The organism is Paracoccus zhouxuedongae (genome assembly GCF_041927815.1).
Taxonomy (GTDB): Bacteria; Pseudomonadota; Alphaproteobacteria; order Rhodobacterales; family Rhodobacteraceae; genus Paracoccus.
In genome coordinates this window covers 274,986-297,957 of record NZ_JBHFHM010000001.1, presented here as the reverse complement: position 1 = coordinate 297,957, position 22,972 = coordinate 274,986, and the positions used below count along the sequence as shown (strand labels likewise).

The following is a 22,972-nucleotide window of genomic DNA, read 5'->3' as shown; positions in this document are numbered from 1 at the left end:
CAGGTCGCTGGCCGATGGACCGCACAGTCGGGCCACGCACGGCGATTGGAATCGTTTCCGTGGGTGGCGGCGCAGCGCCTCAGCCTGGAACGAACATGCCCAACAGAAGGGCGACCCTTGCGCGTGCGACAGGTAACAGCGGCGGCGAAGGGCATGCACGGGAAACGCGCCACAGATCGAAGGTGCCGATGCTGGTAACAGGCAAGCACCGTCAGACCCGCTTTCTGACTGATAGGCCGCACATTCGGGCCACGCACGGCGATGGGGATCGTTTCCGTGGGTGGCGGAGCAGCGCCTCAGCCTGGAATGAACATGCCCAACAGAAGGGCGACCCCTGGCGCGTGCGACGCGTAGCAGCGGGGGCGCCAGGCGTGCACGGGCAACGCTCTACAGATCGAAGGTGCGGTTTCTGGTGTCAGGCGCGCCGCGTCACACCCGTTCAGGGAGTGCGATGTCGATTGCACCTATGGCGTCCGGATCCGGCCACTGCGTCACATGACCACCAAGCCCCCCGGTCGGGCGCGGCACGATGGCGCGACAAGCGGCGCCCTTGCGGCGAACCAAGACCGGCCCCTGCGCCCTCACTGCGATCAGCAGCAGCGGCAGCGCCTTTGCCCGGACAGTCCCACGACAGAACCACCCTCGGCGCGGACCGGGATGTGGCACCGCACTGGCCCCGATCACGGCGGCCCCTGCCGCGCTCATCTGGCTTGGCCCGCGCCCCGTGCTCGGTTATCACCCGGGCCAGACCTGCGCCGCAACCAAAGGATCGGCCGCCATGACCAACCGCCTGGCCCTTGTGCTGCTTGTCACGATTCTGGCCTTGATCGTGGCGGACCTTGCGCTGAACCAAGGCCGCGGCACCTTCTTCATGCTGAAACGGACCGACCGTTTCATCGAATATCTGGCCTTCTGGCGCTGACACCCCCCCGATTTTGGTCGCAACTGGGCGACGTTGGCGCGAACAGCCGTTGCCTTTTGTCAGGATTTCCCCATGGTGACCGGCGACGGTGGCGCCCTGCCGCGCCGCCCTGCCCTTGTCAGACAGGAGGACTTCATGACGGTCAAGGTTGCCATCAACGGCTTCGGTCGGATCGGCCGCAACGTGCTGCGCGCGATCATCGAATCGGGCCGCAAGGATATCGAGGTCGTGGCCATCAACGATCTCGGCCCGGTCGAAACCAACGCGCATCTGCTGCGCTATGACAGCGTGCATGGCCGCTTTCCGGCGCAGGTGACCGTCAAGGGATCATCCATCGATGTGGGCCGCGGCCCGATCGAGGTGACGGCGCTGCGCAACCCCGCCGAACTGCCGTGGAAAGACGTCGACGTGGTGATGGAATGCACCGGCATCTTCACCAGCAAGGAAAAGTGCCAGGCCCATCTGGAAAACGGCTCCAAGCGGGTGCTGATTTCGGCGCCGGGCGACAACGCCGACAAGACCATCGTCTATGGCGTGAACCACGATTCGCTGACCAAGGACGATATCGTCGTGTCGAACGCCAGCTGCACCACCAACTGCCTGTCGCCGGTTGCCAAGGTGCTGAATGATACCGTGGGCATCACGCGCGGCTTCATGACCACGATCCACAGCTATACCGGCGACCAGCCGACGCTGGACACGATGCACAAGGATCTGTATCGCGCCCGCGCCGCCGCGCTGTCGATGATCCCGACCTCGACCGGCGCCGCCAAGGCCGTGGGCCTGGTGCTGCCGGAACTCAAGGGCCGCCTGGACGGCGTGGCGATCCGCGTGCCGACCCCGAACGTGTCGGTCGTCGATCTGGTGTTCGAAGCCGCGCGTGACACCAGCGTCGAGGAAATCAACGAGGCGATCCGCAGCGCCGCGAATGGCAAGCTGAAGGGCATCCTGGGCTTCACCGATGAAAAGCTGGTTAGCAGCGACTTCAACCACGACCCGCATTCCTCGGTCTTCCACATGGATCAGACCAAGGTGATGGAGGGCAAGCTGGTCCGCATCCTGACCTGGTACGACAACGAGTGGGGCTTCTCGAACCGGATGAGCGACACCGCCGTTGCGATGGGCAAGCTGATCTAAGATCGGCAAACCAGCACGAAAGGGGCCGGGCGCGTCGTTGCCCGGCCTTTTTCGTGGTGATCTGTGGCGGGATGGGCATGGGGCCGTCCGCGTGCGCCGCGCGTCGGCCGGCCGGTGCGGTCCACGCGGGGCATTGCGCCAATCGCATCGCCGTGACGCGGCTGAGGCAAACGGCCACAGGCGACAGGCTTGAGGACAACTCGGGTGGCAACGGGGCCGCCTGGCGCAATCACCCGATCGTCGGAACAGCCGGGCAAGCTGTCGGCCACCCGTCGCACCGGGTCGCACCCTGCTGCATGACTTTCAGGCTTGTGAACCGCTTACGTGGGCGCCTCGACCGAATGCGCCAAACGAGGGGTCTGAAGAACGCGTCGCCAGGCGGCCGACCGAGGTTGACCGTGGAGCGAGCCTTTCGAGGAAGGGACTGTCTTGGCTTCAAGACGTCGGCCAGTCCGGTGCCGGGTTGCTTCGGCAGGACGGCGAAGAGTCGGCGGGCGTGTTGAGCCAGTTTGCAGCGCGGTGCAGTGGTGAGGGCCTTCGCCGTAGCGACCGCGATCGCGATCGCCGAGGTGTGGATCAGCGGGCATACCGAATGTTCATGTTCGACGGGGACAAGGTGGCGGCGCGGTGAGGCTAGGGTGGGCCCGGTGGAAGCGGCTGGCGGCCTGACAAGGTGGGCGGGCTTGGTAGAATGCCGGTCCTGAGCGTGGCGCAGGAGGTCGATGGGCCATGAGCGGGCCGAGATGACAAGGTTTGTCAGGTGTCACATGGTCGAAGCTACCGAGCCGGCGATGCCAATTGGAACAAGGCTGACCCTTTACAAGGCGGGTAGGCTTTCAGGGGAATGAGTGAGGCGCGCCAAGGGTAACCGGTCGCCTCAGCCCGGCGACCTGATAGGAGCTTGCAAACCGGCAATGCGCCGCGCCGCCGGCGGCGTAGCCATAACCAAGCGGTGCCGTTGCATTCTAGGCATGAGATGTCACCCCTTCGCGGACACGCCATTTCGCCGCTGTGCGGGCGTTCGAGGCGTGGCCCTGCGGACATGCCCTACAGCCGCTATGGTTAGTGTCCGTTGCAGGCCCAAGGTCTCGCACCTCAAACCTTCTCCGAAGATCGACGTGACCGCCAGCGTGTCCCAGCCGCCCGCGCTGTGGTAAGGAAAACGCTCCGCGCGCGGCCTCCTCCACCAACACGATCGCCGCTGTGCGGGTATGCGACATCCCCGCCACGCGGGCATGCGACGTGTAGCATTTGGGTACGCCTCATCGCTGCTCTGCGGTCACCCTAAGTCACGCCTTGCGGGCATGGGCGAACGATCTTGCCGCTCCGAAAGATCAGCGGCACCCGGGTGGCCAGTCGACGAACGCGCCGTGCCCTCCAACAGACCGGGCACATCTTGCAGAACTCGCACAACCGCCACACCCGCAGCCCTCTTTCGCACCCACGAGGGTCTGGCGCGCGGGGCCTTAGCTGCGCTTGGCCCGCAGGCCCTGCCGCGTCAGGCGGGTGGCATTGGCGTGGGCCTTGCGACTGACGGGCTTCAGCGCGGCCTGAACCACGCGATCGGGCGTTTCACCGCGCGCCATCGCCAGGCTGGCGGCGCGCATCGACAGGGCCGCAGCCTGGGATTTTTCGGACACCATGCGCGCCGCCTCACCCGGCGGCATGGACCAGATGCCCATCAGACCGGCCGACCGCAGGGCGATGACCCGTTGCGAATCCATGCCCAGTTGCAGCAACGCGCAACCAAGGGTCACCGGCGCCATCAGGCTGTCCAGAAAGGGATTTCGCATCTTGCACCTGTCATAGGGAGGCCGCGGCGGGCAGTACGACAGCCGCCGACGCCAGCCCGGGCGGCCAATCAATCATCTGCGCAACCTGCGCGCCAGCGGGAAAGTTTCTTGCCGTAGCGTCAGTTCTTGTGAAGGGGGGCGCACGAACCATCCGGTCTAATACGTCGCGGTGCCCATGCCCGCCGCTGCTGCCGAGAAGCCGCCCCGTGGGCGACCTGACCATCGCCTGCTGCAACCGCTGGATTTGCACCGTGCCCCGGTGTAACTCCGTCCCATGACCCAGACCCTGACGATTCCGCGCCCCGACGATTTTCACCTGCACCTGCGCGACGGCGCCATGTTGGCCGGGATCGCCCCGGAAACCAGCCGCGATTTCGCCCGCGCCATCATCATGCCGAACCTGGTGCCACCGGTCGTCACGGGTGCACAGGCCGCAGCCTATCGCGACCGGATCAGCGCGGCGATTCCGGCGGCGGATGCCTTCACCCCGCTGATGACCCTGTATCTGACCGAGGACACCGACCCGGACGACCTGCGCGCGGCGGCGGCCGCCGGGATCATTCGCGCGGTCAAGCTGTATCCGGCCGGTGCAACGACCAATTCGGCGTCGGGCGTTGTGAACTTCGACCGTGTTCGCCCCGCGCTTGAGGTGATGGCCGAGATCGGCCTGCCGTTGTGTGTGCATGGCGAAGTGACCGACACCGCCGTCGACATTTTCGACCGTGAGGCGGTCTTCATCGACCGTGTGCTGGATCCGGTGCGGCGGGCCACGCCCGGTCTGCGTGTGGTGATGGAGCATGTCACGACCAAGGATGGCGTCGATTACGCGCGGTCGGGCGGCCCGGATCTGGCGGCGACGATCACCACCCACCACCTGATCATCAACCGCAATCACATCCTCGTTGGCGGGATCAAGCCGCACTATTATTGCCTGCCGGTCGCCAAGCGCGAAAGCCACCGGCTTGCCCTGGTCGAGGCCGCGACCTCGGGCGATCCGACCTTCTTTCTGGGCACCGACAGCGCGCCCCATGCCGATCCGGCCAAGGAATGCGCTTGCGGCTGCGCGGGCTGCTTTACCGCGACCAACACCCTGCCGCTGCTGGCCCATGTATTTGAGGCGGCGGGCAAACTGGACAAGCTGGGCGATTACACGTCGAAACATGGCGCCGATTTTTATCGGCTACCCGTGAACAAAGGGTTTATCCGTCTGGAAAAATCCGACCAGCCCAGCCATTTCCCCGCGAAAATCGACACTGGAGCCGGCCCGGTCACCGTGTTCGACCCCGGTTTTCCGATTTTCTGGCGCGTCGCCGAAAGGACCACCGCATGATCCCCGCCACCTTCCCCCCCCGGTCCGAAATCGCCCGCCTGACCGCCCGCGCGCTGTTGGAGATCAAGGCCGTGCATTTCAACGCGGCGGAACCCTTTATCCTGGCCTCGGGCCTGCCCTCGCCGACCTATATCGACTGCCGCAAGCTGATTTCCTATCCGCGCATCCGCTCGATGCTGATGGATTTCATGGCCGCCACGGTCATGCGCGACGCCGGGATCGAGGCCTTTACCAACATCGCCGGGGGCGAAACCGCGGGCATTCCCTTTGCCGCTTTGGTGGCCGAACGCCTGGCCCTGCCGATGACCTATGTGCGCAAGAAGCCAAAGGGTTACGGCCGCAACGCCCGCATCGAAGGCGTCATGACCGAGGCCGACCGCGTGCTGCTGGTCGAGGATCTGACCACCGACGGCGGCAGCAAGCTGTCCTTCGTGCAGGCGATCCGCGACACCGGGGCGACCTGCGCGCATACCGCCGTGATCTTCAGCTATGGCATCTTCCCGGATACCGAATCGCGGCTAGCCGAGGCGGGCGTGACGCTGCACAGCCTGTGCACCTGGTGGGACGTGTTGGCGGCCGCCCGCGACATGGGCAGCTTTGACGACGCCACCCTGGCCGAGGTCGAATCCTTCCTGAAGGCGCCGCGCGCCTGGCAAGAGGCGCGCCAATCGCGGTAAGGGCCGCAGTCGGCGCTTTTCCGCCCGCACCGCCGCTGACGAAAAACCCAAGGCCCGCGCGGCCTTGGCCGACCGAACCCGCGCCCGCGGGTTTTCCACAGATTTATACAATTTGCCGCGCCCCGCCCGGCCTTTTAGGAAGGCAGCGACGGAGACCCAGATGACCGACATTCGCGCCCTGCCCCAGACCCGCCAGCCCGCCGGCCTGCCCGCCTCGCCAGACGCCGCCCCGGACCAGAACCCGCTGCCGCATTCGATCGAGGCCGAACAGCAGCTTCTGGGCGCGCTGCTGACAAATAACGAGGTGCTGGACAAGGTGGCGGGCCTGCTGAAGCCCGACCATTTCTATGACCCCGTGCATCGGCGCATCTATGAAATCGCCGCCGCCCGCATCCACAAGGGCGCGTTGGCCAGCCCGGTCACGATCAAGAGCTTTCTGGAGGATGACGAGGGGCTGAAGGAACTGGGCGGCCCGGCCTATCTGGCGCGTCTGGCGGGGGCGGCGATCGCGGCCTATGCGGCGCGCGATTATGCGCAACTGATCCGCGATCACGCGCTGCGCCGCGCGCTGATCGGTCTGGGCCAGGACATTACCGCCCGCGCCCAGACGGTTGCGGTGGACAGCGACCCCTCTGATCAGATCGTCACGGCTGAACAGCATCTGTATACGCTGGGCGAACAGGGCACGACCGAGCGCGGCTTTCAGTCGTTTCTGAAGGCGACGACCGAGGCGGTGAACATCGCGCTTGCCGCCTATCAGCGCGGCGGCGGGCTGGCGGGGATCTCGACCGGGTTGACGGATCTGGACAAGAAGATGGGCGGGCTGAACAAATCCGACCTGATCATCCTGGCCGGTCGGCCGTCGATGGGGAAAACCTCACTGGCGACGAACATCGCCTATAACATCGCCAAGGCCTATCAGCAGGGCACCCGGCCCGATGGTTCGGTGGGCGCGGTCAAGGGCGGGGTCGTCGGCTTTTTCAGCCTGGAAATGTCGGCCGAACAGCTTGCGGCCCGCATCCTGTCGGAAGCCGCCGAAGTGCCGTCGGAAAACATCCGCAAGGGCGACATGCCCGAAACCGACTTCCGCCGCTTTGTCGAGGCCGCGAAATCGCTGGAAAAGGCGCCGCTTTATATCGACGACACGCCCGCCTTGCCGATCAGCCAGTTGGCCGCCCGCGCCCGGCGGCTGAAGCGCACGCATGGGCTGGATGTGGTGATCGTCGACTATCTGCAACTGGTCCGCCCGGCCAGTGCCAAGGACAGCCGCGTCAACGAAGTCTCCGAAATCACCCAGGGCCTGAAGGCCATCGCCAAGGAGCTGGAGGTGCCGGTGATCGCCCTGTCACAGCTGTCGCGCCAGGTCGAATCCCGCGAGGACAAGCGCCCGCAACTCTCCGACCTGCGCGAATCCGGGTCGATCGAACAAGACGCCGACATCGTGATGTTCGTGTTCCGCGAGGAATATTACCGCGAACGCGAAAAGCCCGCCGATCACCAGATCGACAAGATGGCCGAATGGCAGGCGCTGATGGAAAAGGTCCATGGCAAGGCCGAGGTCATCATCGGCAAGCAGCGCCACGGCCCGATCGGATCGGTCGAACTGGCGTTCGAGGGGCGGTTCACCCGGTTCAGCGATCTGGCGCGCCCCTATCAGGGCGACGGCGGCGAGGGTTTCTGACCGCGCAATCCGCGGCGCAACGGCCTTACCCCTGCAAGCCCTTGACCAGTTCCGCGAAATGCTCACCGCGCTTTTCGAAGTTCGGATATTGGTCGAAACTTGCCGCCGCCGGGGCCAGCAGAACGGTATCACCCGCCTCGGCCTCGGCCGCCGCACGGGCCACGGCGCGGTCCATCGTCTCGCAGATCTCATGCGGCAGATCACCCAGTTCCAGCGCGAAATCCCGCGCGGAATGGCCGATCAGATAGGCCTTCTTCACCGCGCCCAGATGCCCGCGCAAGGCACCGATCCCGCCCTCTTTCCCCAGCCCTCCGGCAATCCAGCGGATGCTCTGAAACGCCTCCAGCGCCTTTTCGGCGCTGTCGACATTGGTGGCCTTGCTGTCGTTGACATAGCGCACGCCACCGATCTCGGCGATGGTCTGGCTGCGATGCGGCAGGCCCGCAAAGCTGTGGAAACCGGCCTCGATCTCGCGCGGGGACAGACCAAGCGACCGGCAGGCCGCATAGGCCGCACAGGCATTCTGATGGTTATGCGCGCCGGGCAGGCCGCGGACCTCGCGCAGGTCGATGCTGGCCACCTGGCGCCCCTTGCGCCATTCCGCCAGAAAGCCCTTACGCGCAAAGACCGACCAGCCCCAGTCGCCCAGCTTCTGCGCGGATGAGACGCGGATCACCCGGTCATCCCCCGCCATCTCGGCGATCTGATTGGCAAGGAACACACCCTCGACCTCATCCACGCCGATCACCGCGCGCGACGGCCCGCCTTCGACAAACAGCCGCCGCTTGGCCGCGAAATAGCCGCCCATCCCGGCATGGCGATCCAGATGATCGGGCGAGAGGTTGGTGAACACCGCCACATCGGGCGACAGCGCGCGGGCCAGGTCGGTCTGATAGCTCGACAGTTCCAGCACCACGATCTCGCCCTCGCCCGGCGGGTCGATGTCCAGCACGCCACGCCCGATATTGCCCGCCATCTGCGTCGGCCGCCCGGATTGATGCAGGATGTGATGGATCAGCGCGGTCGTGGTCGATTTCCCGTTCGAGCCGGTGATCGCGACCACGCGCGGCGGCACGTCGAACTGCGCCCAGTCCGCCCGCCCCAGCGACCGGAAGAACAGCCCGATGTCATTGTCGACCGCAACCCCCGCAGCCATCGCACGGGCGATGATCGGATTCGGGCGCGGATAAAGATGCGGGATACCGGGGCTGACGATCAGCGCGGCCACACCGTCAAACGCCCCCTCGCGCGAAAGATCATGCACGGCCAGCCCCAGACCTTCCGCCTTGGCGCGGCTTTCGGGGCTGTCATCCCAGCACAAAGCCTCGGCCCCGCCCGCGACAAGCGCCGCCGCCGTTGCCAGCCCGGACCGCCCCAGACCCAGCACCGCCACCTTCGCGCCCTTGTAACCCTGCACCGCGATCATGCTTTCCCCTGTTTCCAAATACTCCGCGGGGGTCCGGGGGCGCGAAGCCCCCGGCGCTTACCGCAGCTTCAACGTCGCCAGACCGATCAGCGCCAGCACCAGGGCAATGATCCAGAAGCGGATGACGATCTGCGGCTCGGCCCAGCCCTTCTTCTCGAAATGGTGGTGGATCGGGGCCATCAGGAACACCCGCCGCCCGGTGCGCTTGAAATACATCACCTGAATGATGACGCTCAGCGCCTCGACCACGAACAGGCCGCCGACGATGGCCAGCACGATTTCATGCTTGGTCACCACGGCAATCGCCCCAAGCGCGCCACCCAGGGCCAGGCTGCCGGTATCGCCCATGAACACCGCCGCAGGCGGCGCGTTATACCACAGAAAGCCCAGCCCGCCGCCGATCAGCGCCGCGACAAAGATCAATATCTCACCCGCGCCGGGCACGAAATGCACGCCCAGATAGCTGGCGAAATTGGCGTTGCCGACCATATAGGCGATCACCCCGAACGTGCCGGCTGCGATCATCACCGGCCCGATGGCAAGGCCGTCCAGCCCGTCGGTCAGGTTCACCGCATTGGCCGCGCCGACGATCACCACCATGGCAAAGGGCACGAACAGGATGCCCAGATTGATCAGCGCATCCTTGAACACCGGCAGCGCCAACTGCCCGGTCAGCGCGTCGGGATGCACCCATGCCGCCGCCGCGCCCGCCATCGCCGCAAGCACCAGCCCCAGCCCCATACGCACCCGGCCCGACACGCCCTTGGTGTTGTGCTTGGTCACCTTGGCATAGTCATCGGCAAAACCGATCGCCGCATAGCCATAGGTCACGGCCAGGATGATCCAGATATAGGCATTGTCCAGCCGCGCCCACAGCAGGGTCGAGACGAGCAGCGCCGACAGGATCAGCAGGCCCCCCATGGTGGGCGTGCCCGCCTTGACGAAATGCCCCTCGGGTCCGTCGCTGCGGATCGGCTGGCCCTTTTTCTGCTTGATGCGCAGCCAGTTGATCAGCGGCCGCCCGAACAGAAAGCCAAAGATCAGCGCGGTGAAAAAGGCCGCACCGGCGCGAAAGGTGATGTATCGGAACAGGTTGAACAGGTCACCCCCTTCCGAAAAACTCGACAGCCAATACAGCATCAGGCAGTTCCCTCTGATCCTGCGGTCAGGGTTTCGCCCTGCCGCAGTTTTCGCAATGCATCCACGACCAGCGACACCCGGATGCCCTTTGACCCTTTCACCAGCACCACATCGCCCGCATCCACCAGCCGTCCCGCGACCGCCGCGAGCGAGGTCGCCGCCTGCACCCATTCCCCCCGCTTGTCGCGCGGCAGGGCGTTCCACAGCTTGAACATGCGCGGCCCCACGCAATGCACGACCGCCACATCGGCCAAAGCGGGGTGATCGGCCATCGCCTCATGCTGGGCCATCTCATCGGCACCCAGTTCCAGCATGTCGCCCAGAATGGCGATGCGGCGGCCCTTGCGGATGCGCCCGATCCCGTCGCGCGGGGTAGCGGTCGCCAGCACCTCAAGCGCCGCGGCCAATGAGACGGGGTTGGCGTTATACGCATCGTCGATCAGGTCAAACGACAGCGCGGGATCGGCGGCATCCAGCACGATCCGCTCGGTCAGGCCGCGCCCGGCGACCGGCTGCCAATCGGCGATATGAATGGCCGAAATCGCAGCATCAGCCCCCGCCGCATCGGCGGCCGCCAGTGCGCCCAGACCGTTCAGCGCGAAATGCCGACCGGTGGTGGCCAGCTTGAACACGAACGGCTGCCCGGCGGCCTCGGCCTCGATCACCATGCGGCCTTGCGCGGGCGTGGCGCGGGTCAGCCGCCAGTCGTCATCCACGCCGGTGCCAAAGCCGATGATCCGGGCCGCGCCCGCGCCATTCATCAGCACCGGGGTCGTCCCCAGCCCCTGCGGGATTACCGCGACACCGCCGGGTTCCAGCCCCGAGAAGATCGCGGCCTTTTCGCGGGCGATGTCGTCGATGCTGTCGAACGCCTCCAGATGGGCGGGGGCGATGGTGGTGATCATCGCCACATGCGGGCGGGCAATGGCGGCCAGCGGCGCGATCTCGCCCGGATGGTTCATGCCGATCTCGATGATCGCAAAGTCCGTCGCGGCGGGCATCCGCGCCAGCGTCAGCGGCACCCCCCAGTGGTTGTTGTAGCTGGCTTCGGCGGCATGGATCGCGCCCTGCCCGGTCAGTGCCGCGCGCAGCATTTCCTTGGTCGAGGTCTTGCCGACGGACCCGGTGATAGCGATCACGCGGCCCGCCATCCGCGCCCGCCCGGCGCGGCCCAGATCCTCAAGCGCGGTCTGCACGTCATCGACGATGACCAGCGGCGCGGTGTCGTCCAGCCCGTCGGGGATGCGGCTGACAAGCGCCCCCGCCGCGCCCTTGGACAGGGCGTCGGCCACGAAATCATGGCCGTCGCGCGCCGCCGCCAAAGCGATGAACAATTCACCGGGGGCCACCTTGCGGCTGTCGATCTCGATGCCCTGCACATCGAAATCGCGGGTCGCGTGCCCGCCCGTGGCGGCGGCAATCGCGGCGGATGTCCACAGGCTCACAGCACACCATCCAGTGCGGCCACGGCGATGGACGCCTGTTCCGCATCGTCAAAGGGATAGACATTGCCCATGATATACTGCCCCGTTTCATGGCCCTTGCCGGCAATCAGCAGCGCGTCACCCGGTTGCAGCGCATCGACGGCGCGCAGGATCGCCTCGGCGCGGTCGCCCACCTCGGTCGCGTCGGGACCGGCCCCGGCCATCACCTCGGCACGGATCGCGGCGGGGTCTTCGGTGCGGGGGTTGTCGTCGGTGACAAAGACCACATCGGCATATTGCGCCGCCGCCTGCCCCATCAGCGGACGCTTGCCACGGTCGCGGTCACCGCCCGCGCCAAGCACAACCACGATCCGGCCCATCACATGCGGGCGAAGCGATTGCAGCGCGGCGATCACCGCGCCGGGCTTGTGGGCGTAATCGACAAAGACCGTGGCACCATTGGCGCGGGTCGCGGCCAACTCCATCCGGCCACGCACGGTGCGCATCCGCGGCAGCGCGGCCAGCACCTGATCGCGCGGCGAGCCGGACAGCATCGCAAGCGCCGCCGCCGCCAGCACGTTCTCTGCCTGAAACCCGCCGATCAGGTTCAGCCGCAGCCGCTCGGTCACGCCGCGCCAGTCAACCAGCACATCCTGGCCGGTCGCGTCAAAGCGTTGCCCCAGAATGCGGGCGTCAGCGCCCTCGGCCCGGCCAATGGTAAAGACCGGCTGGCTGCGCGCCTTGAGCCGCGCCACCAGTTCACGGCCCCGGTCGTCGTCGGCATTGATGACGGCGGGCGCATCATCGGGCAGCACCCGGTCGAACAGCAGCGCCTTGGCGGCGAAATAGCTGTCGAAATCCTTGTGATAATCCAGATGATCCTGGCTGAAGTTGGTGAAGGCTGCAGCCTTCAGCCGCACCCCGTCCAGCCGGTGCTGATCCAGCCCGTGACTGGATGCCTCCATCGCCGCATGGGTCACACCGGCCGCCGCCGCCTCGGCCAGGATGCGGTGCAGGGTGACGGGTTCGGGCGTGGTATGGGCCAGCGGCGCCTGAAAATCGCCGGTCACGCCCATGGTGCCGATGGCGCAGGCGGGCAGGTCAAGCGCCTGCCAGATCTGCAAGGTGAACTGGCTGACCGAGGTCTTGCCAGAGGTGCCGGTGACGGCGACCACGGTGTCGGGCTGACGGTCGAACCACAGCGCCGCCGCGCCCGACAGCGCGGCGCGGGCGTCCTCGGCCACCACCACGGGGATGGTCGCGCCCTTCAACGCTTCGGCAGCCTGCGCGGCCCCCGCCCGGTCGGTCAGAATCGCGCCGGCCTGCATCCGCAGCGCATAGGGAATGAACTCGGCGCCATGCACGGCGCTGCCGGGAAGTGCGGCGAACAGATGACCGGGCTTGATCGTGCGGCTGTCGACCGAGATCCCGGTGATCTGCGCCTCGCGCCCTTCGCGCGCGGTCAATCCCAGATCCGCCAGCGTCTTTGCCTGCCCTGTCATGTCTGCCCCCAGCCTGTCCGGGTAATGTCCCGGCGTCAGTTTCCGGCGACCTTTACCTTACCGCCCTTGCCCTGTTCAACCTCGGGCCGCAGCCCCAGCAGCGGCGCGACGCGGCGGATCACCTGCGCGGCGACCGGCACGGCGGTCGCCCCGGCCACCCGGCTTTCGCCGCCGCCCAGGGTGCCGGTGGGTTCATCCAGGCTGACGACCAGCACATATTTCGGATCATCCGCCGGGAACACCGAGGCGAAGGTGGCGATCACCTTGTTGTCGTAATAGCCGCCCTGCGGGCGCGGCTTGTCGGCGGTGCCGGTCTTGCCCGCGACCTTGTAGCCCTCGATCTCGGCGCCGCGCGCGGTGCCGCGCACCACGACCTGCCGCAGCAATTCGACGGTGGTTGCGGCCACGGCGGGCGACACGACCTGTTCGCCCTGCGGGTGGCTGTCACGATGCACGATGGTCGGCGTGACGCGCTGCCCGCGATTGGCCAGCGTGGCATAGGCGGCGGCCAGATGCAGCGGGCTGGCCGACAGGCCGTGGCCAAAGGCGACAGTCGCCGAGGTCACCTCGGGCCAGCGGCGCGGCACCAGCGGGCGGGCGGTCGGGGCCTCGATCAACTCGACCGGGGTGGCCTCCATCAGTCCCAGTCGGCCCAGGAAGGCGCGCTGCCGTTCCGCCCCGATCATCCGCGCGACCGAGACGGTGCCGATGTTCGAGGATTTCACGATCACATCGGTCACCGACAGGCTGGCGCCGTAATTGTGAAAATCGCGGATCGAGAAGCGGCCAATCCGCAGCGGCCCGCGGGTCGAGACCTGGGTGCGCGGGTTGACCAGCTTCAGCTCCAGCGCCTGTGCGACGGGGAAGATCTTGAAGGTCGACCCCAATTCGTAAAGCCCCTGCACCGCGCGGTTGAACAGCGGGCTGTCGGACGGGTCGCCCTTCAGCAGCGGGCTGGGGCGTCGGTTCGGGTCGAAGTCGGGCAGGCTGGCCATCGCCAGGATCTCGCCGGTCTTGACCTCCATCAGCACGCCGGCGGCACCCTTGGCGCCCATCAGCTTGATGCCGCCCGACAGCACGTCCTCCATCGCGTGCTGCACAGGCAGGTCGATGGACAGGGCCAGCGGCGCGCCATTGTTGGCAGGATCGCGCAGCCAGACGTCGAACGACTTTTCCACGCCCGCGACGCCGACCACCTCGGCCGATGACACGTCTTCCTTTTCGAACCGCGCGCCGCCCAGGATATGCGCGGCCAAGGTGCCGTTCGGATAGATCCGCATCTCGCGCGGGCCGAACAGCAGGCCGGGGTCACCGATGTCGTGGACCGCCTGCATTTCCTCGGGGCTGATGGTCTTTTTCACCCACATGAAGCTGCGCCCGTCAGTGAACTGCCGGGTCAGGCGCTCGGCATCCAGATCGGGGAAGATCGCCATCAGTTCCTGCGCGACGCGCTTGGGGTCGACCATCAGACGCGGCTGAACATACAGCGAATGGGTCGCCAGGTTGGTGGCCAGCACCCGGCCACGGCGGTCGGTGATGTCGGCACGCTGCGTCAGGATCTGGTTGGTCGAGACTTGGCTGCGCGGCTCCTCGGGCCGGGCCGAGGCCATCGCCCCCATCCGCAGCCCGACCGTGGCAAAGGCCCCCAGGAACACGATCGCCAGCAGCACCAGCCGCGCCTCGGCCCGCAGCCAGGCGCGTTCGCGCACCGGCTCGGATCGGATCGCGCGGTTTTCGCGTTCGATCACGTCGGGGTTTTCGCCCTGTTCGCGGGCCTTCAGGATGCGGGCCAGCGGGCGCAGCGGCAGACGGGTCATTGGCTCGCCTCCTCGGGGGTGGGTTCGGGGGTGGCTTCGGGGGTCGGTTCGGCGGGCGGCGCGGGCCGGGCCACCTGTTCGACACTGCCGAATTGCGCGGCATCCATCGGCAGCAGTTGCAGCCGGTCGAAGTTCAGGTTTACCAGTTCCTGCAAGCGTTCAGGCCGGTTCAGATAGGCCCATTCGGCCCGCAGCACGCCCAGGGATTCCCGCAGGCCCGCAATGTCGCGGCGCACCTGGGTCATCCCGTCGATGGCGGCCTTGGTGCGGTAGTTCTCATTATAGGCCCAGAACGCAAGCGCCAGCACCACCAGCGTGCCCAGGACCAGCAGAAAGCCACGCATCAGATCCGTCCTTTCAGCATCGGGCCGGGCAAGCCCAGCGTGGTGCGGTCGCGGCGCGTGGCCGCAGCCTCGGTGCGTTCGGCCACCCGCAGCTTGGCGGAGCGTGCGCGCGGGTTCACGGCCAGTTCGGCGTCATCCGGGCCGATGGCGCGGCGCGACAGCAGGCGGAAGGCGGGGGCGGGGCGGTCCAGCACCGGGGCGTGGCGACTGCCCTGCCCCACCTCGCCCGCGGCCTCGGCCAGATAGCGTTTGACGATCCGATCCTCGAGCGAGTGAAAGCTGACGACCGCCAGCCGACCACCGGGTTTCAGCGCGCGCTCAGCCGCCTCAAGCCCGGCGACAAGCTGGCCAAACTCGTCATTCACCCAGATGCGGATTGCCTGAAAGGCGCGGGTGGCGGGGTGGCTTTGGCCGGGTTTGGGGCGCGGCAGGCAGGATTCGACCAGTGCCGCCAGCTCGGCGGTGGTGGTCAGCGGCGCGGTGCGCCGCGCCTCGACGATGCGGCGCGCGATACGGCGCGAGGCGCGCTCTTCGCCATAATGATACAGCACATCGGCCAGCACGCCCTCATCGGCGCTGTTGACCAGATCGGCGGCGGATGGCCCGTCGCCGCCCATCCGCATGTCCAGGGGGCCGTCCTTCTGAAAGGAAAAGCCGCGCTCGGCTTGGTCAAGCTGCATGGACGACACGCCCAGATCCAGCACCACGCCATCGACCGGGCCGCCCGCCAGATCATCCAGATCGGAAAACGTGCCCTCGACCAGTCGCAGCCGGTCGCCGTAGTCACCGGCCCAGGGCGCGGCCATGGCAAAGACCGAAGGGTCGCGGTCGATACCTGTCAGCAGGTCAGCCCCGGCATCCAGCAGTCTGCGGGCATAGCCGCCCGCACCAAAGGTGCCATCGACCCAATGCCCCGCGACCGGCGCGACGGCACGGATCAGCGGGTCGATCAGCACCGGAATATGCGGCGCCGACCCCATGATCACAGATCCGGCAGCAAGGACAGGATGTCGACGCCGAGCGGCAGCTCCTCGGCATCGCGGGCATCCAGTTCGGCCTCGACCACGGCGAATGTGTCGGGGTTCCAGATTTCCAACGTGTCAGAGCCTGCGACGAAATAGGCCTGATCGGTCAGCCCGATCTTGTCACGGTGCTTCGCGGGCAGGACCAGGCGGCCCTCCTCGTCGATCTCGGCCTCATAGGCATAGGCGTTCATCTTGCGCTCGGCGCGGCGACGCAGGGCAGAGCCGCGCGGCAGGCGGCTGATGCGGGCGTCGATTTCCTCGGCCGCCTCGATCGTGTAAAGTTCAAGGCATTTCTGGTGGTCATCGCCAAAGACGATCAGGATCTGCGGGCGCTTGCCGGTTTCCCATTCGGGATCACCCTGTTCGATCACACGGCGAAACCGGGCCGGGATCGAGACCCTGCCCTTGCCGTCGACCTTGTAGGTCTCTGATCCTCTGAACCTGCGCGCCACCGGCCGCTGCTCCCGTCCCGTCCTGTCCCATCCGCCGCAAAAGGAAACGGCGGATCGGGCTGCTGCCACTGCCCGATCCGCCGCCCTCGTTCCCTTCGCGGGCCCCTTGCGGGGTCGTCCGGTTTTTTGCGCCACCTGGGGAAGGTGCTGCTCATGCGCGGCCGGATCGTCATGCCGGAAAATCGGGTGCCTGTATGAAACCTGCTCTCGCCGGTGGGGTCTTGCTGCCCCTTGCCCGTTTTCCGTGACTCAGGAATGCCATGGGAAAACATGGGAAGCAATGGAAATATTTGGCCACCAGACGGGATGAAGCCGGGATTTTTGCGGCGCGACAAGGGATTAGATGGGGCCGACCGGTCGGGCGCAGGCAGATATAGACGCCACACCCATAACAACCCCCATATGTTGTTTCCCATCCCGTCCCATACCGCCACCCATGCTTTCCCATCGACAACTAAGGATGCGCGACTTTTCGCCGATCGCACCCTTGCGGCGCACCAGGTGTGCCCGGGCCGAACGCCATCCGCACCAGATGATTCGCGCGCGCACGGGCAATTTGCCCCGCGCGTCGCGAAAAGGGAATCGCCCACCCGCCCCCACCGCATGCGTTCGGGACAGCGATTTTCTGCACGGCAGCGTTACCGCACACATAAGCGCCACCGGTGACGCTGCGTCACCCTCCCACAGGCCTCCGCACGGAGATCACAGGCGCGTGTCCTATGTAACGGCTGCATGACCGGAAATTGGTCACGACCTGCCCTTTCCGGCAGGTCACTGACCACCGAAGGCCCGGATTTTGTGCAATTTTGATGAATGACGCTGCGTTTTTCGGCGGCGTGGTCACTTGGGGGGAACCAGGCGGATAAGCCATGCGTCACGCGCATGGCTGAAATGCCATTTGCCCCTATTGTGCAGATGCAGCATTTCGCCCATCTTCGCCTCAACAGACAGCCCGAACCGCTTTGGGTTGCGCTAACGACGAAAGATGAGGGCTGAAATGGCCATGATGAACACCAACACCGCGGATGTCGGGCTGATCGCCCGCCTGCGTGGAACGATCGCCTCGCTGGCTGACGCCTATGCGCGCCGCCGCGTCTATAACGAAACCCTGCGTGAGCTGAGTGCCCTGACGGCGCGTGACATGGCCGACCTGGGCATCCACCGGTCGATGATCACCCGGATCGCGCACGAAGCCGCTTACGGCAAGTAATTCCTAACCCGAGGCCACCTCCTCCCCGGCCTCGGACATCGGCGGCGCCCGCTTCCTCCCCTGGGCGCCGCCAGAACACCGGCCGCAAGGCCAGACATCCGAAGGCCATCCTCCTCCCCGGCCTTTGTGATCGGCGGCACCCGCCCTCCTCCCCTGGGGGCCGCCAGAATACCGGGCCGCAAGGTCCACAGATCCGCGGGCCACCCTCCTCCCCGGCCCGATGATCGGCGGCGTCCCGCCTCCTCCTCTGGGGCGCCGCCAGAATACCGGGCCGCAAGGCCCAGACATCCGAAGGCCATCCTCCTCCCCGGCCTTCGTGATCGGCGGCGCCCATCCTCCTCCCCGGGGGCCGCCAGAATACCGGGCCAGACGGCCCCGATATGCGCGATCCACTCCTCCCCCTTGGGGTCGCGCGGATGGCGCGGCGGTTTTCTTCCTCCTCCCTGGAAACCGCCGCTGCCTCCCCCCCTTCTTCCCAAAGGCGCGACGGTGTATGCAGGGCCATGCTGTCCTATCAACACCTTTACCATGCCGGGAATCTGGCCGATCTGCACAAGCACGCGGCGCTTGCCTGGATGCTGGATTACCTGACGCGCAAGGATAAGCCGTTCAGCTATCTGGAAACCCATGCCGGGCGCGGGCTTTACGATCTGGCCGCGCCCGAGGCGATCAAGACCGGCGAGGCCGCGCAGGGCATCCGCCGCGCGACCGCAGGGGGCTGGCTGCCCGCCGATCATCCGCTGCTGCGGGTGCTGGCGCAGGTCCGCGACCAGCACGGGCCGAGTGCCTATCCCGGATCGCCGCTGATCGCTGCACTGATCGCCCGCCCGCAGGATCACCTGACCCTGGCCGAGCTGCACCCCCGCGAACATGACGAACTGGCCCGCGCCATGCTGCCCTTTCAGGCGGTGGTGAAAAAGGTCGACGGGCTGGCGATGGCGGTCGCCGCGACCCCGCCAACACCGCGGCGCGGGCTGATGCTGATCGACCCCAGCTATGAGGTGAAGGCCGATTACGACACCCTGACCCGGCTGGTGCCGCAGATCGCGCGCAAATGGAATGTCGGGATCATTGCGCTGTGGTATCCGATCCTGACCTCGGGCGCGCATCGTGCGATGACGGATGGGCTGCGCGCCGCGCTGCCCGACATCACCCTGCATGAGGTGGGCTTTGCCCCGGCCCGGCCCGGCCACGGCATGATCGGATCGGGGCTGGCGGTGGTGAACCCGCCCTTCGGCTTTGACGATCAGGCCGCGATGCTGACCGCGATGTTCCGTCGCCATGGCGGGGGCAGATAAACGCCCGATTTCCGGCCCCATGCCGATCGGAATCGTGCAGGATACCGCCATGACCCAGAACCTGTTCCCGCTTCCCGACCCCGACACGCTGTATCAGGCGCTGCTGGCGCGCGACCCCGGATATGAGGGGCGCGCGCTTGTCGGCGTGACCTCGACCGGGATCTTTTGCCGCTTGACCTGTCCGGCGAAAAAGCCGTTGGCGCAGAATTGCCGCTGGTATGCCACCCCGGCCGAGGCGATGGCCGATGGCTTCCGCCCCTGCCGCCGCTGCCACCCGATCGGCCCCGCCGCCGATCACGATCCGGTGGTGCAGGTGCTGATGACCGCGCTTGAGGCCGACCCCGACCGCATCTGGCGCGAGGGCGACATCACCGCCATGGGCCTTGACCCGTCCACCGTGCGGCGCGCGTTCCGGCGGCATTTCGGCATGACTTTCCTTGATATGGCGCGCCTCAGGCGGCTGCGCGCGGGGGTGGCCAGTCTGCGGGCGGGCGATCCGGTGATTGCCGCGCAGCTGGATGCGGGGTTCGACAGCGCATCAGGCTTTCGCGATGCCTTTGCCCGGCTGTTCGGCCATCCGCCCGCCGCGATGCGCGCCCCGCACGGGCTGGTCGCCGACTGGATCGACACGCCGCTGGGCGGGATGATCGCGGTCTGCGACGACCAGGCGCTGCACCTGCTTGAGTTCGTCGACCGCAAGGGCCTGCCCGCGGAATTGCAACGCCTGTCGCGCGCCGTGCGGGGCGCGATCGGCCTGGGGCGCAGCCCCATCACCGACCAGGCCGAGGCCGAACTGGCCGATTACTTTGCCGCCCGCAGCGCCCGCTTTACCCTGCCCCTGGCCCTGCATGGCACGCGCTTTCTGCGTCAGGTCTGGGCGGAACTGCGCCGAATCCCAGCGGGCGAGACCCGCAGCTATGGCGATCTGGCCCGCGCCATCGGCCGCCCCACCGCCAGCCGCGCCGTGGCCCGCGCGAATGGCGCCAATCAGATCGCCATCGTCATCCCCTGCCACCGGGTGATCGGCGCCGACGGCAGCCTGACCGGCTATGCGGGCGGGCTGTGGCGCAAACAGGCGCTGATCGATATCGAGCGTCGGCTGAAGGGGCAAAGCGGCGCGGGATCAGCGGGAATCGCTTGACCTTGCCTGCGCCACCGCCTATGTCCCGGCCTCAGATTTGGGCGCTGCCTTGCGGCGCCCGTTGACTTTCTGTCAACCGCATGGAATAGACCGGGCTTTCCGCTGCCCGATGATGAAGGAAGAAGACCATGTCGCGCGTTTGCGAACTGACCGGCAAAGGCCCGATGTCGGGCAACAACATCAGCCACGCCAACAACAAGACCCGGCGTCGGTTCCTGCCCAACCTGAATGAGGTCACGCTGATCTCGGACGCTCTGGGCCAGTCCTACACCCTGCGCATCTCGGCCCATGCCCTGCGCTCGGTCGACCACCGTGGCGGCCTGGACGCCTTCCTGGCGAAAGCCAAGGATGACGAACTGTCGCCCAAGGCGCTGAAAATCAAGCGCGACATCGCCAAGTCGGCGACCGCTGCCTGATCGCAGCTACGCGGCACGATGACGCAAGGCCCCGCCTCGGCGGGGCTTTTGTCATTTGTGACTTTCCTTTCGCGGGGCCGCGCGGCTTAATCGGGCGGTGATGCGACGCAGCCGAGCCGCCCTGACGAAACCCCTGCTGGCCGCCCTTCTGGGCGCGGTGCTGGCCCTGACCTCGGTGACCATGGCCATGGCGCGGGGGCAGACGCGCGACATGGCGGGGCAGATCGTCATCTGTTCGGGTGCGGGCGTCACCACCATCAGCGTCGACCGCGACGGCCATCCGGTGCAGCAGATCCATCTGTGCCCGGATATGGTGTTGGGCTTGCTGGCGACCCTCGATCTGCCCGACCCGGCTGTTCTGCGTCCCCAGACACGGGCCGAGGATCTGGTGCCCGCCGCCGCCCCGCACCGCGCCGCCGCCACTGCACCACAACCACGCGCCCGTTCACCGCCGGTGGCGTGACCCGAACCGTCACAGCCACAACCCGCGTCTGAAAGGAAATCCCATGCGCAAGATGCTGACTTTGGCCGCCGTCGCGGCCCTGACCTCATTCACCGCCCTGCCCGGCTTTGCCCAGGACAGCGCCATCAAGATCACCGATGCTTATGCCCGCGTGGCCGGTGCCTCGGCCAAGGCCGGTGCGGCCTTCATGGTGATCGAAAACACCGGCGACAGCGATGACCGGCTGGCCGACGCCAAATCCGACGTCGCCGCCAAGGTCGAACTGCACACCCACAAGGCAGATGCCAATGGTGTCATGTCGATGGTGCATGTGCCCGACGGCTTTGCGATCCCCGCCCATTCCAGCCACGCCCTTGCGCGCGGCGGCGACCATGTCATGTTCCTGGGCCTGAACCGCCAACTGAACCATGGCGACAAGGTGACGGTCACGCTGGTCTTTGAAAAGGCTGGCGAAATCACCCTGGACGTGCCGGTCGATCTGGAACGCAAGGACGGGATGCCGACGGGGATGCAGGGCATGGGCGCCATGGATCACGGGATGCACGGGATGCACGGCATGGCCGCGCCGTCGAACTGACCAGCCGCCACAGGAATGCCGCAAAGGGGGGCCATGGCCCCCCTTTGTCGTATCAGCGCGCGGCCTCCAGCGCCGCCAGCCGGGGGTGCATCAGCTTGCGAAACCGTCCCGGCCACAGGGCCAGCGTCGCCATCATCGGCAGCGGATAGGGCAGGATCGGCCGGGCCGGGCCGCCGGCCTCGGGGTCCAGCCGCAGCGCGGGATAGGCGCGCAGGGGATGGGCATGGTGGTCGGAATGGCGCGGCGCGTTTAACATCAAAAGCGAGGACATCGGATGCGGCGCGTCCCAGCTATGGCGGGCGCTGACCGGCTCGGGGCGGCCATCGGGGCCGATGCGGCGGCGCAGCCCGTAATGCTGGACGTAATCCGACAGCAACAGCTGCGCCTGCGACCACAGGCACAGCAGCAGATAGTCCAGAACGCCGCGCGCCCCCAGCATCACCGCCACCGCCAGCACGATGCCAAGCCCGCCGCCGACATAGACCACATAGGGGTTTAGCCGCCCCGGCTTGCGCGCGCACAGGCTGCGTTCCGCCGCCAGCCCGGCCCGGAACGACCCGACCCAGGCGCGCGGCGCAAAGCGGTAATAGCTTTCGCCCCGCCGCGCCGAATTGGGGTCGGCATCGGTCGCCACCTGGCTGTGATGCACCAGCCGATGCGCCGAGGCGTGATGCCCGAACAACAGCGACACATAGACCGCCACCCCCAGCCCGTGCAGGACACGCGACCCCCGGTGGATCAGCTCATGGGCATTGGCGTTCGAGACCTGGCCGAAGAAAATCCCGTGGCCGAAGAAAATCCCGGCGCGCTCGGCCCAGGTCAGGTCGGCGCGCGCCAGCACCATCACCGCGACCGCCAGCAGCACAAGATGCGACAGCGCCAGCACGACCGACAGGCTGTCGGCGGCGGGAAACTCGGTCCCTTCGGGGGCGTCGGGGGCAGCGCGGGCGATCAGCACATCCAGCCCCCAGGTCAGGCAGGTCAGATAGGCGACCGCGACCCATGGCCAGATGCCGCCCGCCAACGATCCGGCCAGCAACAGCGGCACCGGCAGGATCGCGGCGATGGAAAAGGCGCTGACGCCCGGCACGCGGGCGGTGAACAGGCGGGTCAGCGGGTGGCGGGCAGGCAGGCGCGGCATCATGGGTTTCCGTTTTCGGCCAATCTATCGCCCCGCCCGGCCCCGCGCCAGTGTCG

Annotated in this window: 22 protein-coding genes; 12 read left to right on the top strand and 10 right to left on the bottom strand. The window is 67.0% G+C overall.

Annotated features, from left to right (window positions below; genetic code table 11):
- Positions 1-778: 778 nt before the first annotated feature.
- Both ACEYYA_RS01585 and gap read left to right on the top strand, forming a co-directional pair.
- Positions 779-922 (top strand): hypothetical protein, encoded by a 144-nt coding sequence (locus ACEYYA_RS01585; protein ID WP_374796880.1) that lies wholly within the window; start codon positions 779-781, stop codon positions 920-922.
- 135 nt (positions 923-1,057) lie between these two features.
- Positions 1,058-2,059, top strand: coding sequence for a type I glyceraldehyde-3-phosphate dehydrogenase (gene gap / locus ACEYYA_RS01580; RefSeq protein WP_374796878.1), 1,002 nt, complete (start codon positions 1,058-1,060; stop codon positions 2,057-2,059).
- Between the two features lie 1,466 nt (positions 2,060-3,525).
- Here the strand turns inward: gap and ACEYYA_RS01575 are convergent.
- Complete coding sequence (locus tag ACEYYA_RS01575) at positions 3,526-3,852, bottom strand: hypothetical protein (protein WP_374796876.1); 327 nt, start codon at positions 3,850-3,852, stop codon at positions 3,526-3,528.
- 274 nt (positions 3,853-4,126) lie between these two features.
- Between ACEYYA_RS01575 and pyrC the strand changes: the two genes are divergently transcribed.
- The 3 genes from pyrC to ACEYYA_RS01560 all read left to right on the top strand — a co-directional run bounded on the left by pyrC (position 4,127) and on the right by ACEYYA_RS01560 (position 7,540).
- Positions 4,127-5,182 (top strand): dihydroorotase, encoded by a 1,056-nt coding sequence (gene pyrC / locus ACEYYA_RS01570; protein WP_374796874.1) that lies wholly within the window; start codon positions 4,127-4,129, stop codon positions 5,180-5,182.
- Positions 5,179-5,859, top strand: a complete 681-nt coding sequence (locus ACEYYA_RS01565; RefSeq protein ID WP_374796872.1) for an orotate phosphoribosyltransferase — start codon at positions 5,179-5,181, stop codon at positions 5,857-5,859. The genes pyrC and ACEYYA_RS01565 overlap by 4 nt, the downstream gene beginning before the upstream one ends.
- Positions 5,860-6,019: 160 nt before the next feature.
- Positions 6,020-7,540 (top strand): replicative DNA helicase, encoded by a 1,521-nt coding sequence (locus ACEYYA_RS01560; protein ID WP_374796870.1) that lies wholly within the window; start codon positions 6,020-6,022, stop codon positions 7,538-7,540.
- A 25-nt stretch (positions 7,541-7,565) separates the two neighbouring features.
- Here ACEYYA_RS01560 and murD read toward each other — a convergent pair whose 3' ends face one another.
- Genes murD through mraZ form a run of 8 tightly spaced genes read right to left on the bottom strand, consistent with a single transcriptional unit; the run spans position 7,566 to position 16,670 of the window.
- Complete coding sequence (gene murD, locus ACEYYA_RS01555; RefSeq protein ID WP_374796868.1) at positions 7,566-8,966, bottom strand: UDP-N-acetylmuramoyl-L-alanine--D-glutamate ligase; 1,401 nt, start codon at positions 8,964-8,966, stop codon at positions 7,566-7,568.
- Positions 8,967-9,023: 57 nt separating this feature from the next.
- Positions 9,024-10,106 carry a phospho-N-acetylmuramoyl-pentapeptide-transferase gene (gene mraY / locus ACEYYA_RS01550; protein WP_374796866.1) on the bottom strand — a complete coding sequence of 361 codons (1,083 nt, stop codon included), beginning with the start codon at positions 10,104-10,106 and terminating at the stop codon, positions 9,024-9,026.
- A complete protein-coding gene (locus tag ACEYYA_RS01545) occupies positions 10,106-11,551 on the bottom strand; it encodes a UDP-N-acetylmuramoyl-tripeptide--D-alanyl-D-alanine ligase (protein ID WP_374796864.1) in 1,446 nt (481 codons plus the stop codon). Before ACEYYA_RS01545 ends, mraY begins: the two co-directional genes overlap by 1 nt.
- Entirely contained in the window at positions 11,548-13,032 is a 1,485-nt protein-coding gene (locus ACEYYA_RS01540; protein WP_374796862.1) for a UDP-N-acetylmuramoyl-L-alanyl-D-glutamate--2,6-diaminopimelate ligase, read from the bottom strand. The genes ACEYYA_RS01545 and ACEYYA_RS01540 overlap by 4 nt, the downstream gene beginning before the upstream one ends.
- A gap of 35 nt (positions 13,033-13,067) precedes the next feature.
- On the bottom strand, positions 13,068-14,849 hold the full coding sequence (locus tag ACEYYA_RS01535) for a peptidoglycan D,D-transpeptidase FtsI family protein (protein ID WP_374796860.1): 1,782 nt from the start codon (positions 14,847-14,849) through the stop codon (positions 13,068-13,070).
- Positions 14,846-15,193 (bottom strand): cell division protein FtsL, encoded by a 348-nt coding sequence (ftsL, locus tag ACEYYA_RS01530; RefSeq protein WP_374796858.1) that lies wholly within the window; start codon positions 15,191-15,193, stop codon positions 14,846-14,848. Before ftsL ends, ACEYYA_RS01535 begins: the two co-directional genes overlap by 4 nt.
- Positions 15,193-16,173 (bottom strand): 16S rRNA (cytosine(1402)-N(4))-methyltransferase RsmH, encoded by a 981-nt coding sequence (gene rsmH, locus ACEYYA_RS01525; RefSeq protein ID WP_374796856.1) that lies wholly within the window; start codon positions 16,171-16,173, stop codon positions 15,193-15,195. Before rsmH ends, ftsL begins: the two co-directional genes overlap by 1 nt.
- Positions 16,174-16,175: 2 nt before the next feature.
- Positions 16,176-16,670, bottom strand: a complete 495-nt coding sequence (gene mraZ / locus ACEYYA_RS01520; RefSeq protein ID WP_374796854.1) for a division/cell wall cluster transcriptional repressor MraZ — start codon at positions 16,668-16,670, stop codon at positions 16,176-16,178.
- Between the two features lie 813 nt (positions 16,671-17,483).
- Between mraZ and ACEYYA_RS01515 the strand changes: the two genes are divergently transcribed.
- The 7 genes from ACEYYA_RS01515 (at position 17,484) to ACEYYA_RS01485 (ending at position 21,775) form a co-directional block, all read left to right on the top strand.
- Positions 17,484-17,666 carry a hypothetical protein gene (locus tag ACEYYA_RS01515; protein ID WP_374796852.1) on the top strand — a complete coding sequence of 61 codons (183 nt, stop codon included), beginning with the start codon at positions 17,484-17,486 and terminating at the stop codon, positions 17,664-17,666.
- A 1-nt stretch (position 17,667) separates the two neighbouring features.
- Positions 17,668-17,880: a DUF1127 domain-containing protein gene (locus ACEYYA_RS01510; protein ID WP_374796850.1), complete on the top strand. Its 213-nt coding sequence runs from the start codon at positions 17,668-17,670 to the stop codon at positions 17,878-17,880.
- Between the two features lie 503 nt (positions 17,881-18,383).
- On the top strand, positions 18,384-19,178 hold the full coding sequence (rlmJ, locus tag ACEYYA_RS01505; protein ID WP_374796848.1) for a 23S rRNA (adenine(2030)-N(6))-methyltransferase RlmJ: 795 nt from the start codon (positions 18,384-18,386) through the stop codon (positions 19,176-19,178).
- A 49-nt stretch (positions 19,179-19,227) separates the two neighbouring features.
- On the top strand, positions 19,228-20,319 hold the full coding sequence (locus ACEYYA_RS01500; RefSeq protein ID WP_374796846.1) for a bifunctional transcriptional activator/DNA repair enzyme AdaA: 1,092 nt from the start codon (positions 19,228-19,230) through the stop codon (positions 20,317-20,319).
- 128 nt (positions 20,320-20,447) lie between these two features.
- Positions 20,448-20,735: a 50S ribosomal protein L28 gene (gene rpmB, locus ACEYYA_RS01495; RefSeq protein ID WP_374796844.1), complete on the top strand. Its 288-nt coding sequence runs from the start codon at positions 20,448-20,450 to the stop codon at positions 20,733-20,735.
- A gap of 100 nt (positions 20,736-20,835) precedes the next feature.
- Positions 20,836-21,198, top strand: coding sequence for a hypothetical protein (locus tag ACEYYA_RS01490; protein WP_374796842.1), 363 nt, complete (start codon positions 20,836-20,838; stop codon positions 21,196-21,198).
- 43 nt (positions 21,199-21,241) lie between these two features.
- Positions 21,242-21,775, top strand: a complete 534-nt coding sequence (locus ACEYYA_RS01485) for a copper chaperone PCu(A)C (protein ID WP_374796840.1) — start codon at positions 21,242-21,244, stop codon at positions 21,773-21,775.
- A gap of 52 nt (positions 21,776-21,827) precedes the next feature.
- Here the strand turns inward: ACEYYA_RS01485 and ACEYYA_RS01480 are convergent, their stop codons facing one another.
- Positions 21,828-22,919 (bottom strand): alkane 1-monooxygenase, encoded by a 1,092-nt coding sequence (locus ACEYYA_RS01480; RefSeq protein ID WP_374796838.1) that lies wholly within the window; start codon positions 22,917-22,919, stop codon positions 21,828-21,830.
- Positions 22,920-22,972: the final 53 nt, after the last annotated feature.